The 14,731-nt window shown below is 50.6% G+C and carries 17 protein-coding genes and 1 tRNA gene; all 18 read left to right on the plus strand.

Features of this window, described 5'->3' with window-relative positions; all coding sequences use genetic code 11:
- Window positions 1-11: 11 nt before the first annotated feature.
- The 18 genes from plsY to JFN88_RS20155 all read left to right on the plus strand — a co-directional run bounded on the left by plsY (window position 12) and on the right by JFN88_RS20155 (window position 14,728).
- The gene (gene plsY, locus JFN88_RS20070) at window positions 12-611 is read left to right on the plus strand and encodes a glycerol-3-phosphate 1-O-acyltransferase PlsY (RefSeq protein ID WP_199021046.1); all 600 of its coding nucleotides are present in this window, start codon (window positions 12-14) and stop codon (window positions 609-611) included.
- A gap of 3 nt (window positions 612-614) precedes the next feature.
- Entirely contained in the window at window positions 615-1,652 is a 1,038-nt protein-coding gene (locus JFN88_RS20075; RefSeq protein WP_233168071.1) for an NAD(P)H-dependent glycerol-3-phosphate dehydrogenase, read from the plus strand.
- 86 nt (window positions 1,653-1,738) lie between these two features.
- Window positions 1,739-2,017 carry a stage VI sporulation protein F gene (locus JFN88_RS20080; protein WP_199021047.1) on the plus strand — a complete coding sequence of 93 codons (279 nt, stop codon included), beginning with the start codon at window positions 1,739-1,741 and terminating at the stop codon, window positions 2,015-2,017.
- Window positions 2,018-2,258: 241 nt separating this feature from the next.
- On the plus strand, window positions 2,259-2,438 hold the full coding sequence (locus tag JFN88_RS20085) for a DUF2768 family protein (RefSeq protein WP_199021048.1): 180 nt from the start codon (window positions 2,259-2,261) through the stop codon (window positions 2,436-2,438).
- Between the two features lie 65 nt (window positions 2,439-2,503).
- A complete protein-coding gene (locus JFN88_RS20090) occupies window positions 2,504-2,800 on the plus strand; it encodes a 2Fe-2S iron-sulfur cluster-binding protein (RefSeq protein ID WP_199021049.1) in 297 nt (98 codons plus the stop codon).
- Between the two features lie 20 nt (window positions 2,801-2,820).
- Window positions 2,821-3,414 carry a nucleotidyltransferase family protein gene (locus tag JFN88_RS20095; RefSeq protein ID WP_199021050.1) on the plus strand — a complete coding sequence of 198 codons (594 nt, stop codon included), beginning with the start codon at window positions 2,821-2,823 and terminating at the stop codon, window positions 3,412-3,414.
- Complete coding sequence (locus JFN88_RS20100; protein ID WP_199021051.1) at window positions 3,411-3,755, plus strand: 2Fe-2S iron-sulfur cluster-binding protein; 345 nt, start codon at window positions 3,411-3,413, stop codon at window positions 3,753-3,755. Before JFN88_RS20095 ends, JFN88_RS20100 begins: the two co-directional genes overlap by 4 nt.
- A gap of 20 nt (window positions 3,756-3,775) precedes the next feature.
- Window positions 3,776-4,513: a YphF family lipoprotein gene (locus JFN88_RS20105; RefSeq protein WP_199021052.1), complete on the plus strand. Its 738-nt coding sequence runs from the start codon at window positions 3,776-3,778 to the stop codon at window positions 4,511-4,513.
- A 378-nt stretch (window positions 4,514-4,891) separates the two neighbouring features.
- A complete protein-coding gene (gene serS / locus JFN88_RS20110; protein WP_199021053.1) occupies window positions 4,892-6,169 on the plus strand; it encodes a serine--tRNA ligase in 1,278 nt (425 codons plus the stop codon).
- Window positions 6,170-6,603: 434 nt separating this feature from the next.
- Window positions 6,604-8,082, plus strand: a complete 1,479-nt coding sequence (gene spoIVA, locus JFN88_RS20115) for a stage IV sporulation protein A (protein WP_199021054.1) — start codon at window positions 6,604-6,606, stop codon at window positions 8,080-8,082.
- Between the two features lie 281 nt (window positions 8,083-8,363).
- On the plus strand, window positions 8,364-9,479 hold the full coding sequence (locus JFN88_RS20120) for a sugar ABC transporter substrate-binding protein (RefSeq protein WP_233168075.1): 1,116 nt from the start codon (window positions 8,364-8,366) through the stop codon (window positions 9,477-9,479).
- Window positions 9,480-9,504: 25 nt separating this feature from the next.
- Window positions 9,505-11,016, plus strand: a complete 1,512-nt coding sequence (locus JFN88_RS20125) for a sugar ABC transporter ATP-binding protein (protein ID WP_199021056.1) — start codon at window positions 9,505-9,507, stop codon at window positions 11,014-11,016.
- The gene (locus JFN88_RS20130) at window positions 11,013-11,999 is read left to right on the plus strand and encodes an ABC transporter permease (protein WP_199021057.1); all 987 of its coding nucleotides are present in this window, start codon (window positions 11,013-11,015) and stop codon (window positions 11,997-11,999) included. Before JFN88_RS20125 ends, JFN88_RS20130 begins: the two co-directional genes overlap by 4 nt.
- Before the next feature lie 167 nt (window positions 12,000-12,166).
- Entirely contained in the window at window positions 12,167-12,442 is a 276-nt protein-coding gene (hbs, locus tag JFN88_RS20135; protein WP_028561300.1) for a non-specific DNA-binding protein Hbs, read from the plus strand.
- Window positions 12,443-12,630: 188 nt separating this feature from the next.
- Window positions 12,631-12,707, plus strand: a tRNA-Pro gene (locus tag JFN88_RS20140).
- A 135-nt stretch (window positions 12,708-12,842) separates the two neighbouring features.
- A complete protein-coding gene (gene mtrB / locus JFN88_RS20145) occupies window positions 12,843-13,064 on the plus strand; it encodes a trp RNA-binding attenuation protein MtrB (protein WP_199021058.1) in 222 nt (73 codons plus the stop codon).
- 90 nt (window positions 13,065-13,154) lie between these two features.
- Window positions 13,155-13,712, plus strand: a complete 558-nt coding sequence (locus JFN88_RS20150) for a hypothetical protein (RefSeq protein ID WP_199021059.1) — start codon at window positions 13,155-13,157, stop codon at window positions 13,710-13,712.
- Between the two features lie 146 nt (window positions 13,713-13,858).
- Window positions 13,859-14,728: a heptaprenyl diphosphate synthase component 1 gene (locus tag JFN88_RS20155; RefSeq protein ID WP_199021060.1), complete on the plus strand. Its 870-nt coding sequence runs from the start codon at window positions 13,859-13,861 to the stop codon at window positions 14,726-14,728.
- Window positions 14,729-14,731 lie beyond the last annotated feature (3 nt).

Genomic DNA, 14,731 nt, shown 5'->3' on the forward strand with positions numbered 1-14,731 from the left:
GGAGAAGAGACTTGTTCGAAGCCGTATTACCGATCATTATCAGCTATTTGCTTGGCTCTGTCGCATTCAGCATCTTGGTCGCCCGCTGGGTAAAGGGTATTGATATCCGTCAGCACGGGAGCGGCAACGCAGGGGCCACGAATACGTTGCGCATCTTGGGCAAAGGCCCGGCATTATTCGTATTTTTGCTTGATGTAGGAAAAGGCGTGCTAGCAGTCTTTATCGGCAGTTGGTTCAGCGGGGGAAGCATCTGGGTTATGGTGCTCAGCGGTCTGGCTTCCATCGTGGGGCATAACTGGCCGATCTGGTTCGGATTCAAGGGCGGCAAAGGAATTGCGACAACTGTGGGCGTTATGCTGACTGTTGCTTTTATACCGGCTTTATATGCCGGAATTGCAGCGATTGTCCTGATTGTCATTACCCGTTATGTCTCTCTGGGCTCATTAGTATTTGCAGCGCTGACTCCGGTGTTCGTCCTGCTGTTGGACAAGCCGCTCCCGCTTCTGTGGGGGAGCCTCGTGCTATGTGCTTTTGCCTTTCTCCGCCATCGTACCAATATTGCCAAGCTTCTGCAGGGGAAGGAAAACAAGCTTGGCGCCAAGAGGATGTGACGCATGACCATTTCTAAAGTAGCCGTACTTGTAGCCGGAAGCTGGGGCACTGCGTTAGCCGCCGTTCTTGCTGACAACGGCCACCAGGTTCGTCTGTGGACACGAAATTCGGAACAAGCTGATGAAATCAACAACCAGCGGACCAACGTGAGATTTCTGGGTGACGTCGAGCTTTCCCAAGGCATCGAGGCGGTAACAGAGCTTGAGGCTGCGCTTAACGGAGCCCAGGCTGTTATATTTGTGGCTCCCTCGGCAGCTATGAGAGAGGTGGCGCGCGCTGCCGCTCCATACATAGGCCGGGATGTACTGTGCATTCATGCCACGAAGGGGTTTGAGAGCGGGACTTACAATAGAATGACTACAATTCTGGCCGAAGAGCTGGATCGCAGCGAGAGCACGCTTGTTGTGCTGTCCGGTCCGAGCCATGCCGAGGAGGTTGTACGCAAGCAGCCTACAACCGTTGTCGTAGCGTCAGCCGAGCAGTATCATGCCGAGTCGGCCCAGGATTTATTTATTAATTCTTATTTCCGCGTGTATACAAACCCCGATCTGATTGGCGTAGAGGTTGCAGGAGCAATCAAAAATATTATTGCGCTTGGAGCCGGACTGTCTGACGGGCTAAGCTTCGGTGATAATGCCAAAGCGGCTTTAATTACAAGAGGACTAACCGAAATCGCACGGCTTGGCGATGCCATGGGCGCCAATATGCTGACCTTTGCCGGGCTCGCTGGCGTCGGCGATCTAATCGTAACCTGTACAAGTACTCATAGCCGCAACTGGCGGGCGGGCTCGCTGCTTGCCAAGGGGCTTGAGGTGGATGAGGTATTGCGTCAGATGGGCATGGTTGTGGAGGGCATCCGCACGACACGCGCCGCTTATGAGTTGGCCAAGCTGTACGATGTCCAGATGCCGATAACGGAGCAGCTCTATCAAGTGTTGTTCGAGGGTAAGTCTCCCAAACTCGCTGTGGAAGCGCTAATGGGACGCGGCCGTACGCATGAAATTGAGGAAGTTACAAAGGCATGGAGCAAACACGTGTAAGGAAGAGTGCCTATCACCATTCCCGTCCCACCGTCATATGATGCTAGCAGCAAGAGAAGCTCTGGCAAATTTGGAGGAGGGAAAAGATGGCAGACAAAAATCTTCCGAAGGACGTTCTCAAGGCGGTAAACAAAAAATCCGGCAAACCGATAACGGAAGGCGCTGTGAAGAAGATCGCCAGTGGAGTCACGCCCAAAACATTAAAAAGCGATGCAGAGCTCCGGCGTCTGATCAAACAGGTATCCGCCATGGCTAAAATTCCGGTGACGGAGCAAACAGTCAATGAGATTATTTCGGTTGTCAAAAAGAACGGAACCAACCTGGGAAGCATGGAACAGTTGATGAAAGCTATGCTGAAAAAATGACGATCTTGTGGACAAAAGCGGATTTTCCTTCAATTGCCGAACAGGCATGCGGAACTGCTTTTGTCCTTTTTTTTAACCAATGTTATAATGTTTGCTATAACGGTTGATTCCAATGAACTTAAGCAGAGCGAATACATAGAGTTAAGCGGAAAGCGCTTATGCAATTTTTGCGTTTGGTGAGATCGGGTTCATATTGCTATAAAATTCTTATACTATACTTGTGCAGGGGTAGATTGCTGACATGGATGCTATGACGAAGATGTGGGTCTCGTTTATCGGAATAGGTTTGATGGCGCTTGCTGCTGTTCTGATTACGATTGCCCGTACGAAAACCCGAGGCGCGGTCCGAATTATACTGTCGATTGTTGCATTTGTAGTATTAATATTCGGATTTATATATGGATTTGCCTCTATATTGTGAGGATCAGTACCCCAAGACCAATTGAATCTGCAATAGCATATATACAGAAAGGACGGGCTTGAAACGTGATTGAAATCATTGGAAGGTCGAAAAAAGCAACGGTAGACGCGGAGGCAGGTCTTACACTCCTGGATCTGGCCTTGAAGCATGATGTTGACTGGGGCTTCTCGTGTACCCGCGGCACTTGCGCCCGCTGCCGCTGTCTTGTAACAGAAGGTATGGAATACCTGGAGGAGGTTACCGATGCCGAGTGGAATCGTCTGGAGCAGGAGGAGCTGGATGAAGGCTACCGTCTGGCCTGCCAGGCAGTGATCAAGAATGGCGCTGGTCAAGTGAACGTTGTCAACAAACCTTATTTTTAAATAGAAACAGGTGGATGTGGATGGTTACCAAGGATCAACTGGGAGCTGTATTGTCACTTGTTTCAAACGCTGTCGGACATTCTCAGTGGGTTGTCGGCGGCAGCGCGGGTCTGCTTTTGCGCGGTCTCGTGCTGGATGTCTCCCCGCGTGACCTGGATTTGTATGCTGATGAGGCAGATGCCCTGCTCATTCATCAGGCGCTGGCCTCTTATGCGATTGACAGACAGGAGGAAAGCACGACGGAGCGGTATCGATCCATTTTGAGCCATTATGAGATAGGGGGCTTGTCGGTAGAACTGGTAGGCGGTTTTGAGGTCCGTGCGGGCAATAGCTTGTACAAGCTGGAGGTTCGGGAATTGCTGCTTCCGCTGGGACTGGAGGTTCAGGTTCTTGAAGGCGAAGTCTGCACAGTCGCTCCGCTTGCGCATGAACTGTGGTTCAACCTGCTCAGAAGCCGCGAAGACCGGCTTCGCCAAATCTCAGCTGCGATGGCAGCCGATCCCGCGAGCCATCTTCCGGCCTTTAAAAGGATTGTACAGCGGAATCATTTGACACCGGACCAAATTGAAAGTGCCTATCGCTGGGCGAGCGGCTGGCAAGAGGACAAGATATGAAATTCGATATTACATTCATGCCCGATGATATCACCGTGTCTGTTCTGCCTGGCACAACCGTGTTTGATGCGGCACGCAAGGCCGGGATACCTATCCGCAGCCGCTGTGCAGGAAAAGCCGGATGTCTGATGTGCAAGGTAACAGACCTGGCCGGAAGCGGCCTGTCGGCCATCCTGGACAATGAGCAGCGGAAGCTGGCGGGGATGGAGAAGAGCGGCATCCGCTTATCCTGCCAGGCGAAAATTATGGGAGCGGCTGTGGTGGAGGTACCTGAGGACCCGCTGCGTGCGGCTGTCAGGCGTCAGCTTGCCAAACAGGCGGAAGAAGATAAGCTCTGGTAGCATGCAGGAGGTGAAATGAAGTGAACAAAAGCAAAAAAAGATTATTCGGGCTGATCGTATTGACAGCGCTAAGTACAGTGATGCTCGGCGGATGTATGTATCCAAAGGAAAATCTGGCGCAGAACAAGGCTTCTACCCGTGAAGCAGTCCGCAATATGCAGACTGTTATCGAGCAGTACCAACAGGAAACTGGCATGCTGCCGATTAAGAATAGTACGTCGGAAACACCAAAATACGAAAAGTATATTGTAGATTTGGCCAAGCTCCAACGAATGGCATATATTTCTGAGTTGCCTGGGGTTTCCTTTGAGAAAGGCGGTTCCTACTATTTCCTCATTCAGGATGAGGAGACCAAGCCAACGGTAAAACTGATGGATCTGGTCACCTTTCAGGCTGCTGCTGAAATCCAGGGCTGGGTAGATGCATACAGACGGAGCAATAACGAACTGCCTGTCAGAGAGGAAGCTTATCCGGGCTTTAGCTGGATTGACTACAGCAAGCTTGGCAAGAAGGAGCCGGCTATTCGCAGTATATATTCAGGCATGACGCTTTCTGCGATGATAGATCAGGAAGGCCGGGTTTTTGTGGACTATGGCATTGACGTCATGAAGGCTGTGGAGCGGAGCTCTGAAAATAAAGCGAAGGAAGGCGTTGACCTGCGCGATCTGCTTGTTGCCAGCAGCGAATTCGTGCCGGTCAAATCGACGGCCTATCATTGGATCAATGGCGACCCGCAGGCGGTAGCTGAGGCCAAGTAGCCAGATTTGCTTTTTTGGCGAGTTAAAGCTGCCATCAGCGTTGCAAGTTGAAGGAATGAATTCAAGCCAAACTTGCGTGTAAAAGCATCTTCCGCAGGTTCCATTGACTTTTCTTTTGGTATCGAATACAATGAAATGAATAATTTTACATTGAGATTATGCCTGTGAAGAGAATCCAACTCGGAGGCGTTTTCGCCAGGGAAGCCGTTAGCATGACTTCCCAAGTTGACCGGAATCCGTCCGTTATCGCGGAACCAAGTGGCCAGCGGCATATACCGTTTTGGCAAATTGGGTGGCACCGCGAGCAGAGCGCTCCTCGTCCCAAGGGATGAGGGCGCTTTTTGTGTTTAATAACGGACATTAGGAGATGAAGATGCGATGCTGGACATGAAATGGATTCGCGAACACAAGGAGCAGGTGCAACAAGCCGCAGACGGAAAAGGTATTGCCCTGTCGGTTGATGAACTGCTGGAGAGAGAGCGTGAACAAAAGGAGCTTCTTCAGCAAACGGAAGAACTGCGTTATAAGCGAAATATGCTGTCGGGCCGGATTGGAGAACTCCGGAAGGCTGGGGATATCCGGCAGTCTGATCTGTTAAGGGACAGCGTGAGGGAAATTAACGGAACGCTGGGGAGACTGGAGAGTCAGTTGGAGCGTGTACAGGCGGAGACGGGAAAGCTTCAACTGCTTGTTCCTAATATCGTATCGCCGGATACGCCGCAAGGCCGTTCGGACGCAGATAATGTGGAGATAAGGCGTGTTGGCGAACAGCGGGCGTTTAGCTTCCCTCTCAAGGATCATGTAGAGCTTGGGGAACTACATGGAATCATAGATATTCCCGGGGGGGTTAAAATCGGCGGTACGCGGAGCTATGTGCTGAAAGGGGCCGGTCTGCTGCTTCACCGGGCGGTACAGCAGCTTGCCCTGGATTTACTGGTGCAAAAAGGCTTTACGCCGCTGGAAGTTCCGCTTATGGTGAGAGAGCAGGCGCTGGTCAATACCGGTTTTTTCCCGATCGGAAGGGACCAGACTTTTGCAATTCAAGGGGAAGATAAATGGCTTGTCGGTACATCAGAGGTTCCGCTCATTTCGTATTGTGCGGACCAAATCATCGATGCAGATCAGCCTGTGAGGCTTGCTGGCGTCTCTACCTGCTTCCGTAGTGAAGTCGGTTCGGCAGGGCGGGATGTTCGCGGCCTGTACCGTGTGCATCAGTTCAGCAAGGTGGAGCAGGTCGTCATTTGTGAGCCCGATGCAGCCTTGTCTGATCAGCTTCTGGAAGAAATCACCGGCCATGCGGAGCACCTGCTGCAGCAGCTTGAATTGCCGTATCGTGTTGTAGCCGTATGTATTGGGGATATGTCGCAGAAAACCTACAAGCAGTATGACATTGAAACATGGATGCCTGGGCGAGGCGCATACGGGGAAACGCATTCCTCCTCAAATTTGCATGATTTCCAGGCACGCAGATCCAACATACGCTGTCGCGGCAAAGACGGGAAGCTTGCGTATTGCCATACGTTGAATAATACGGCGGTCGCTTCGCCGCGCATCCTGATCCCGCTGTTGGAAAACCACCAGCAGGAGGACGGAAGCATCCGTATTCCGGAGGCGCTGCGGCCGTATATGGGAGGGCTTCAACTGCTCTCTGTATAAAATGATCCCTTGTTTTATCACATCAGGCTTCGCCGTCAGAAGAAACAACTGGCTGCGAAGCCTATTTGAAAATTTAAGAGTTTACAAGCACCCCTTTACATATAGCTGCTATTTCTATGGTAAAACGAAGCTTCTGTCCTGCAAAAGACGGCAAGCCGTTTACGCTTGTTGTCATAGAGATGAAAGTTTCGTCATATATCATTTCTTGGAAGGGCGAAGCGCCGGCGGTTTTAAAGATTTCAGCAGGATGGTCATAAACAGCAAGTCCGGACAATATGATATTACTAGTCCAAATGTTTGTACGAGTTGCGTCGCATACCCGCTCTTTCGTCCGGTGGATGGCGGCGGACCCTGGCGACATCAGTCCTAAGCCAGTGTTGCAGCAGGAGATGTACCACCTTGTACTCGGAAATTTGATTGGGAGGGGATATTCAGTGGAGAAAGTGGACATTTTCAAGGACATTGCCGAACGAACGGGCGGGGATATTTACCTCGGTGTCGTCGGTGCGGTCCGCACGGGCAAATCGACCTTCATCAAGCGTTTTATGGAGACGGTTGTTTTGCCAAACATCGCTAGTGAATCTGACCGCGCAAGAGCAATCGATGAGCTGCCGCAAAGCGCGGCGGGCAAGACGATTATGACCACCGAGCCGAAATTTGTGCCGAATCAGGCGGTGCAAATTAAAGTGACTGACGGTCTGGACGTCAATGTAAGACTGGTCGATTGCGTAGGATATGCAGTAGAGGGCGCCAAGGGCTATGAGGATGAGAATGGGCCGCGCATGATTACAACGCCTTGGTTCGAGGAGCCGATCCCGTTCCAGGAAGCTGCGGAAATCGGGACGCGCAAGGTCATTCAGGAACACTCCACGCTGGGAGTCGTGGTGACGACGGATGGCACAATTGCTGAAATTCCGAGAAGCTCCTATATCGAATCCGAAGAAAGGGTTATCCAGGAGCTCAAAGAGGTTGGCAAGCCGTTTGTACTGATCGTCAACTCTACCCGCCCTAACAGTGACGAAGCACTGCAGCTTCGCAGCGAATTGCAGGAGAAGTACGATATTCCGGTCATGACCCTGAGTGTAGCGACCATGGGCGAGGACGAGGTCATATCGGTACTGCGTGAAGTGCTGTACGAGTTCCCGGTCCATGAGGTCAATGTCAATTTGCCAAGCTGGGTTATGGTGCTGAATGAGAATCACTGGGTGCGCAGCAATTATGAAAATTCCGTCCGCGACACTGTGAAGGATATTCGCAGACTGCGCGATGTAGATCGGGTTGTCGCGCAGTTCATGGAATACGAATTCATCGATCGGGCGGGTCTCAGCGGCATGAACATGGGGCAGGGCGTGGCCGAGATTGATCTGTATGCGCCAGATGAATTGTATGATCAGATCCTAATGGAGGTTGTCGGTGTAGAAATACGCGGCAAAGATCATCTCCTGCAGTTGATGCAAGAGTTTTCCCATGCCAAGCGGGAATATGACCGTTTCTCCGGGGCGCTCGAGATGGTGAAGACGACCGGTTACGGCATTGCTGCGCCATCACTGGCTGAAATGATGCTTGATGAGCCGGAATTAATCCGTCAAGGCTCGCGCTTCGGTGTGCGTCTGAAGGCAACTGCGCCGTCGATTCATATGATCCGCGTCGATGTAGAGTCCGAGTTTGCGCCGATTATTGGAACCGAAAAGCAAAGTGAAGAGCTGGTTCGCTATTTGATGCAGGACTTCGAGAATGATCCGATCAAAATTTGGGAATCTGATATTTTCGGCCGCTCGCTGCACAGCATCGTACGCGAAGGCATTCAGGGCAAAATAGCTATGATGCCAGATAATGCCCGATACAAGTTGCAGGAGACGCTAGGCAGAATTATTAATGAAGGCTCCGGAGGGCTGATTGCAATCATTTTGTAAGTACGATTTAAAATATTCAGGTTTAAAGCCATTTTCCCTGGAACTCGGAGGGAAATGGCTTTTTTGCTATAAGCCATTTACGCTTCCAGGGGTAATTTGAGGTTGATTTGGTGAAAAATATTGATTTTTTATAGCAACATTTCTATAATGCATGTATTGTGCCAGCTTTTCGAATCGACAAGCTTTGCGCATGACTCACAAATCCGATTGACATAGTAGGGAAAGCTGGTATGATTGTTAATAGAAATTATATTTTTGTAGAGAAACAGGAGGAAACGATCTTGAAAAAATGGGGTAAATCATCAATCTTGCTGCTTATTGCAGCGTTTATGCTCGTTGTTTCAGCATGCGGCAGTAAACCGGCTGACAATACGCCGCCTGCAAGCAATGCGGGTAAAGAGAATTCCGCGGGCGCTGAGAACAGCGATCTTGCTAAACTGAAGGGCAAAAAAATCGCTTTGATTATGCAGTTCAACCAAGGCACATTCTCCGCCCAATACATCGACGGCGTTAAAGAGCAAGCGGCCAAGTTCGGCGGCGAGGTGCAAGTATTCGCTTCCGAGAATGATCTGGGCAAAATGGTAGCAAATCTGGATTCAGCGATCAATCAGGGCTTTGACGCCATTCTGACCGACCATGGCGAAGCGGCAGCGCTGGAGCCGGGAATTAAAAGAGCGGTTGAGAAGAACATTCCGGTGGTTGCGTTCGACGCTGACGTTAACGTTCCGGGTGTGACGGTTGTTTCGCAGGATGACCAGAAGATGGCTGAAGTTACGCTGGAGCAGCTTGCTCAGGATGCAGGTGGCCAAGGCAGTATCGTAAAAATCTGGGTAGCAGGCTTTGCGCCGATGGAGCGCCGCCAAATTGCTTATAAGGCATTCCAGGAGAAATACCCTGATCTGAAAGAAATCTCCGCATTCGGTAACGCTAATAACCCGCAGTTGGACGCACAGCAGCAAATGGAAGCTGTATTGACACAATATCCGAAAAAAGGCGAAATCACAGCTGTATGGGCAGCATGGGACGAGTTCGCTAAAGGAGCTTCCCGTGCAATTCAAGCGGCCGGACGTGATGAAATTAAAGTATACGGAATCGACATGAGCGACGAGGACCTGCAAATCATTCAGGACCCGGCTACTCCTTGGGTAGCATCTGCAGCGGTTGATCCAAAGGATATCGGACGTGTACAAGTCCGTTATGCGTACCAGAAACTGCATGGCGACACAACGGATGATAAGGTTGTATTGCCGCCAACTTATGTAAAACGCGAGGATCTTCCTAAACAGCCAGAAAAGGTTAACACCACAGACCTTCACAAATTTGTAGAAGGCTGGGGAGCCAGCAAGCAGGGCTGGGTGGACTGGATGGAAGAGCTGGAGAAAATCGCTGCGAAATAAAACTTAACAGTAAGGGGGCTGGACGATGAGCGTCATCGGCCATCTTCAAATGGACAACATCGGCAAATCTTTTGCCGGTGTTCCTGCCCTTAAAGGGGTTCATTTCGATATTCGCGGCGGTGAAATACATGCGCTGCTGGGAGCGAACGGGGCTGGGAAAAGTACGCTGATGAAGATTTTGTCAGGTGCGTATACCGCTGATTCCGGACAAATCATTATCGATGGCAAGCCGGTGCGGGTCCAGTCTCCGCTGGATGCCAAGTCATACGGCATTCACTGCATTTATCAGGAAGTGGATACCGCACTTGTACCGGGGTTGACGGTAGCTGAGAACATTATGATGGACAAGCTTGCCACCGGCCGCGTGAAGGGACTTGTACGCTGGGGCAAGCTGTTCAAAGAAGCAGAGGCGGTCCTTGCCCGGCTAGGCGCACAAATCCCTGTCCGCAAGACGGTAGAGGAGTTGTCTCTGGCGGAAAAGCAGCTGGTGCTCATCGCCAGACTTCTTACGGAGCAGGCTCGCTTTGTTATTTTTGACGAGCCGACTGCGCCGCTCAGCCTGGAAGAGGCTGAGCGGTTGTTCCGTGTCATGGAGCAATTGAAGCGGGACGGTATTGGCTCGGTATTTATTTCTCACCGTCTACCGGAAGTCTTCGAGCTATGCGACCGGATTACCGTTATGCGTGACGGCGAGAATGTGCTGAACGCCCAAGCGGACCGGACGGACATGGATCAAGTCATCCGGGCGATGCTCGGAAAAACGCTGGAAGAGGAGTATGTCAAGCATGAGGCCGCTATCGGTAGTATTGTTCTTGAGGCAAAGGATGTAAGACGCGGGCACCATGTAAGAGGCGTCTCCCTGGACGTAAAGAGCGGCGAAATCGTAGCGGTAGTAGGGCTTGTCGGGGCAGGCAAGACAGAGCTGTCCCGGCTGCTGTTCGGGGCGGACAAGCTTGATCACGGTACTGTGAAGGTGCATTCCCGATCCGTTCCGCTTAAAAATCCGGCTGATGCGGTGGAGAACGGCATTGTGCTTGTTCCTGAGGAGCGGCGCAAGCAGGGAATTCTTGTGGAGGAGTCTGTCCAGCGGAATTTGAGCCTGCCGTTGCTCCGGGGACTTTCCAGACTCGGGTTCATTCAGTTCCGTCAGGAATCAGAGCTGGCTGTGAATGTCATCTCCCGTCTTGGCATCAAGACGGCTTCTCCGCTGCTTCCAACGATGCTGCTCAGCGGAGGCAACCAGCAGAAGGTATCCATAGGCAAATGGGTTGAGACCAAGGCTGATGTCTATTTGTTTGACGAACCGACCAAAGGTGTCGACATCGGCGCCAAGACAGATATTTTCCGAATTATCGGGGAGCTGGCCGGCCAAGGCAAGGCAATTGTTTACTTTACTTGTGAATTTGCGGAGGCTCTTGGCATAGCGGACCGGATTATTGTCATGTACGACGGTCAATTGGTCAAACAATTCGCACGCGGCGAGGCAACGCAGGAGCAGCTTCTTTACTATGCGAGCGGCGGAAAGGAGAAACGATGAAAACAAGAGTGCTGGAGTGGCTGTTTAAATACGGCGCATTGCTGGTTATCGGCCTTATCATACTGTTCTTATCGATTATGAACAAAAATTTCTTTACTTACGGGAATCTGACGGATATTTTGCGCTCAATTTCCATTGTTACTTTTGTAGCCATCGGCGTTACGTTCTCCTTGACGGTTGACGGCTTTGATTTGTCCGTTGGCTCTACGGTGTCGCTCAGTACAGTCGTAGCTGCGGCACTGATGGTCTGGTATAACCAGCCTCTGTGGATTGTTATCACGGTTCCAATTGTGCTGGGCGCAGTGATTGGTCTGCTCAACTCCTTTCTTATTGTCAAGGTTCGAATTCCGGATTTGCTGGCGACGCTGGCGATGATGTACATCATTTCCGGGGTTCACCGTACATTCACGAAGGGCTACACCATCTACAACAACATGCAGCTTACAGATGGTACGACCGCCCCGGGCAAGTTCACGGAATCGTTCTTGTGGTTTGGACAGGGCAGATGGCTCGGCGTTCCGGTTCCGGTTATTCTCATGGTGCTTACCGTTATTGCTGTTCATCTGTTCTTCAAGTATACTCGTTGGGGCAGACAAATGCATTTTATCGGAGGCAACGAAGAGGCGGCCCGGTTGTCGGGCGTACGCGTCAAGCGCATCCGCGTGGCTGCTTATGTGGCTTCCGGCGTGTTCGCGGCAATTGGCGGTATCTTGCTGGCTTCCCGGATCGGGACGGGCCAGATCGACGCGGGAGCCCCTTATCTGATGGAAGCGGTAGCCGCTGTGTTCGTGGGCTACTCTGTATTCGCCGCAGGCAAGCCGAACGTCATCGGAACTTTCTTTGGCGCGATTTTGATTGGTGTGCTGGTTAACGGGATGACGATGATGAAATTTCAATATTATGTCAATGACATTATTAAAGGATCGGTTTTGGTGCTTGCGCTTGCCGTCACATTTGTTCATCTGAGCCGCCGCCGCTCATGAGAATTTTGTGAGATTTTTAAAAGGGTCATTTAAAATTTTTAATCTACTTGAAATTCGTATTCGGCTGTATTACTATAAATTTGTTCGGGTTTAGGTATAAAAACCGGCTTTTGGGTTAAACAGAATGATAATGAAGCCAATGGACACCGCCAGGGGAGGTGAATGATATGAACAAGACAGATCTGATTTCGAAAGTGGCTGAGTCAACTGAATTGTCCAAGAAAGATGCGACTAAAGCAGTTGATGCTGTTTTCGAAGCGATTTCTGAAGCGCTGCAAAGCGGCGAAAAGGTTCAACTGGTTGGATTCGGTAACTTTGAAGTTCGGGAGCGTTCCGCACGTAAAGGACGCAATCCGCAAACTGGAGAAGAAATCGAAATCGCTGCAAGCAAGATGCCTGCTTTTAAACCAGGAAAATCCTTGAAAGATCTGGTATCCAACTAAAATATGGTAATCAGGGATGAACGTCCGAATTCAGATTCGGGCGTTTTTAATTATTGGGACAATCATTAGCCGACTTCCAAACATTGCATCAGTCCCTTTACAATTGAATAGTCTGCAATTATAATGGATTAGACAAATGCGGATGCAAGCATCATCATGTACATAGACGCGGGTAGTTTTTATACTGTCGGGGTATGGCGCAGCCTGGTAGCGCGCGCCCTTGGGGTGGGCGAGGTCGCAGGTTCAAATCCTGTTACTCCGACCAGAACATATGGCTTTGTTGGGCTGCTTTCCTGACGGATACCCGCTTTCAGGAAGGCATTTTTAGATTCAGACGTCATTATCAGTTCCGCAGCGGGCTGTACATAGAAGCAGGCTAATAAGCAAAGGAGGAGAAGCTATGGATTCGTCAAGCGAAGATTACATTGTTATCAAGGCTCATGAGCAAGGCGTCCAGGTGATTGGTCTGACCAGAGGACAGAGCACCAAATCCCATCATACCGAGAAGCTGGATCGAGGAGAAATACTCATTGCTCAATTCACGGACCATACTTCCGCAATCAAGATTCGGGGCAAGGCTACGGTTCTAACCAAATACGGAACCGTTGAATCGAACGATTGAGCAGGCATAGCCTGCTCATTTTTTTTGTACAATACAGTATGGGCATTTGATTATACATAAGCAAATTGACCTATACTGGAGGGAACAGGCATGAAAGCTTGGAAACAGCTAGGAGCGGCTGCAATAATAGCCGTTACGGCTTCGCTGTTGTTGTCGGGGCTGCCGCAAGCGGATCTCGCAGCAGGAGGAACGCGGCAGGAACTTGCCGTTTTTAAAGCCGCACAGCCCAATCTGCTAAACTACGATAATGTCATAGAGCTTCTAATCGGCCTGGACTTGCAGCAAAAAATAAAGCGCGTGGATTTGAATCGGGGTGTGCTTGCGATTGATTTGGCGGCCGCCAGACGGTCGACAGCCGAAAGTCTTAACCGGGATATGCTGGAGCTGTTTCGGCTTTGCTTTATTCAAAAGAATAATGTCGATCGTCTGCTTATCCGTGTACTGGACCATCAGCCTCAAGCAGGGCCGGGTAAAGCCGCCGTTGCTCGGGAACTGCTGGTGTCCGCCGATGTCCGCCGGTCGGATGAGGCGCTCGCCGAACTTCTGCCGCTCCTGAACGCAGGTGATCTGCTTGAAGAGAGCTGGAGCAAGCGACTGAGACTTCACTTTACCCCGCTGTGGCATGAGCGGTACGACTTGCCGGAGTGATAAAATTACAGCCGCAGAAGGCTTTTTCGCCTTGTAGCAATATGATAAACAACCTGGAGTAGTTATGCTTCACCAATCAAATTGTGCTATAATAATTTAGATATCAGGCTCAGTATGCTTGACTGTGCTGTTCGGAGGCTTGTCCCATGGAAACTTATCGCATACCAGAAATGGCTAACAAATATATCAATTACGATATGATTCAGAATTATACCGAGCTGCCCGATTTTCCTGATTCACGCGTCCGGCTGCTTTATGCTTTTTTGGCTAATGAATGCAAGAACAAGAAGCACAGCGAGCTGTACGCGTTAGCGGTCGCCCTTATCCAGATGGGACTGGATACACATGATTTGATTGATACGGACACCGGACAAAAACAAGAGAAAGCGATGCGCTCGCGCCAGCTGAAGGTGCTTGCCGGGGACTATTTCAGCAGCCGCTTCTATCATCTTCTCTCCCAGGAGAGTCAGATTGATCTGATCAAAAAGCTGAGCGGGGCGATCTGTGAAGTGAATCGCTTGAAAATGAACTTGTATATGAAGATGAAGCTGCTTCGTGTTACGGCAGAGGAGTACATTCAGACGTGTGTAAAACTGAAAACGGAGCTGTTTGACGTTTTTTCCGGCATGCTGGAAGAAAAAAACGGGCTGCAATGGCCGGCCCTTATGCAGGGCTTTTCCCAGTGCGAGGTTGTTGCTGGCGAGCTGAAGCGGATTGAAACAGCCGAACAGTTCAAGGGGAGCTGGGGATATTGGCATGTGCTTCAAGAGGGAACGGAAGAAGAGAAGCGTATGCTCAAGGAAGATGCCCATGAAGATTCGCTCACACATGATTTAGTGGCGAAATACGATATTCGCAACCATCTGGCCGCTCAGTTGAGACAGGCGGTCGACCATGTCCAAAGCGCGGCCAGAAAGCTGGAATCGGATAAGCTGGTTCAAGAGCTATGCCAGATCGGGGAATCTTTCTTACGCACCCTGCCTTCAATTGCTCCAGCATATAACGAGATGAGGTGACAG

Origin of the sequence: Paenibacillus roseus (assembly GCF_016424485.1) — a bacterium.
GTDB classification, from domain to species: Bacteria; Bacillota; Bacilli; order Paenibacillales; family Paenibacillaceae; genus Paenibacillus_D; species Paenibacillus_D roseus.

Excerpts from the sequence above, each read along its gene's own strand:
- serS (WP_199021053.1), top strand. The coding sequence starts at position 4,892 with ATGCTGGACATGAAATGGATTCGCGAACACAAGGAGCAGGTGCAACAA.
- JFN88_RS20075 (WP_233168071.1), top strand. The coding sequence starts at position 615 with ATGACCATTTCTAAAGTAGCCGTACTTGTAGCCGGAAGCTGGGGCACT.
- JFN88_RS20085 (WP_199021048.1), top strand. The coding sequence starts at position 2,259 with ATGGATGCTATGACGAAGATGTGGGTCTCGTTTATCGGAATAGGTTTG.
- JFN88_RS20080 (WP_199021047.1), top strand. The coding sequence starts at position 1,739 with ATGGCAGACAAAAATCTTCCGAAGGACGTTCTCAAGGCGGTAAACAAA.
- JFN88_RS20100 (WP_199021051.1), top strand. The coding sequence starts at position 3,411 with ATGAAATTCGATATTACATTCATGCCCGATGATATCACCGTGTCTGTT.
- JFN88_RS20125 (WP_199021056.1), top strand. The coding sequence starts at position 9,505 with ATGAGCGTCATCGGCCATCTTCAAATGGACAACATCGGCAAATCTTTT.
- JFN88_RS20095 (WP_199021050.1), top strand. The coding sequence starts at position 2,821 with ATGGTTACCAAGGATCAACTGGGAGCTGTATTGTCACTTGTTTCAAAC.
- mtrB (WP_199021058.1), top strand. The coding sequence starts at position 12,843 with ATGGATTCGTCAAGCGAAGATTACATTGTTATCAAGGCTCATGAGCAA.
- hbs (WP_028561300.1), top strand. The coding sequence starts at position 12,167 with ATGAACAAGACAGATCTGATTTCGAAAGTGGCTGAGTCAACTGAATTG.
- JFN88_RS20130 (WP_199021057.1), top strand. The coding sequence starts at position 11,013 with ATGAAAACAAGAGTGCTGGAGTGGCTGTTTAAATACGGCGCATTGCTG.
- JFN88_RS20155 (WP_199021060.1), top strand. The coding sequence starts at position 13,859 with ATGGAAACTTATCGCATACCAGAAATGGCTAACAAATATATCAATTAC.
- JFN88_RS20150 (WP_199021059.1), top strand. The coding sequence starts at position 13,155 with ATGAAAGCTTGGAAACAGCTAGGAGCGGCTGCAATAATAGCCGTTACG.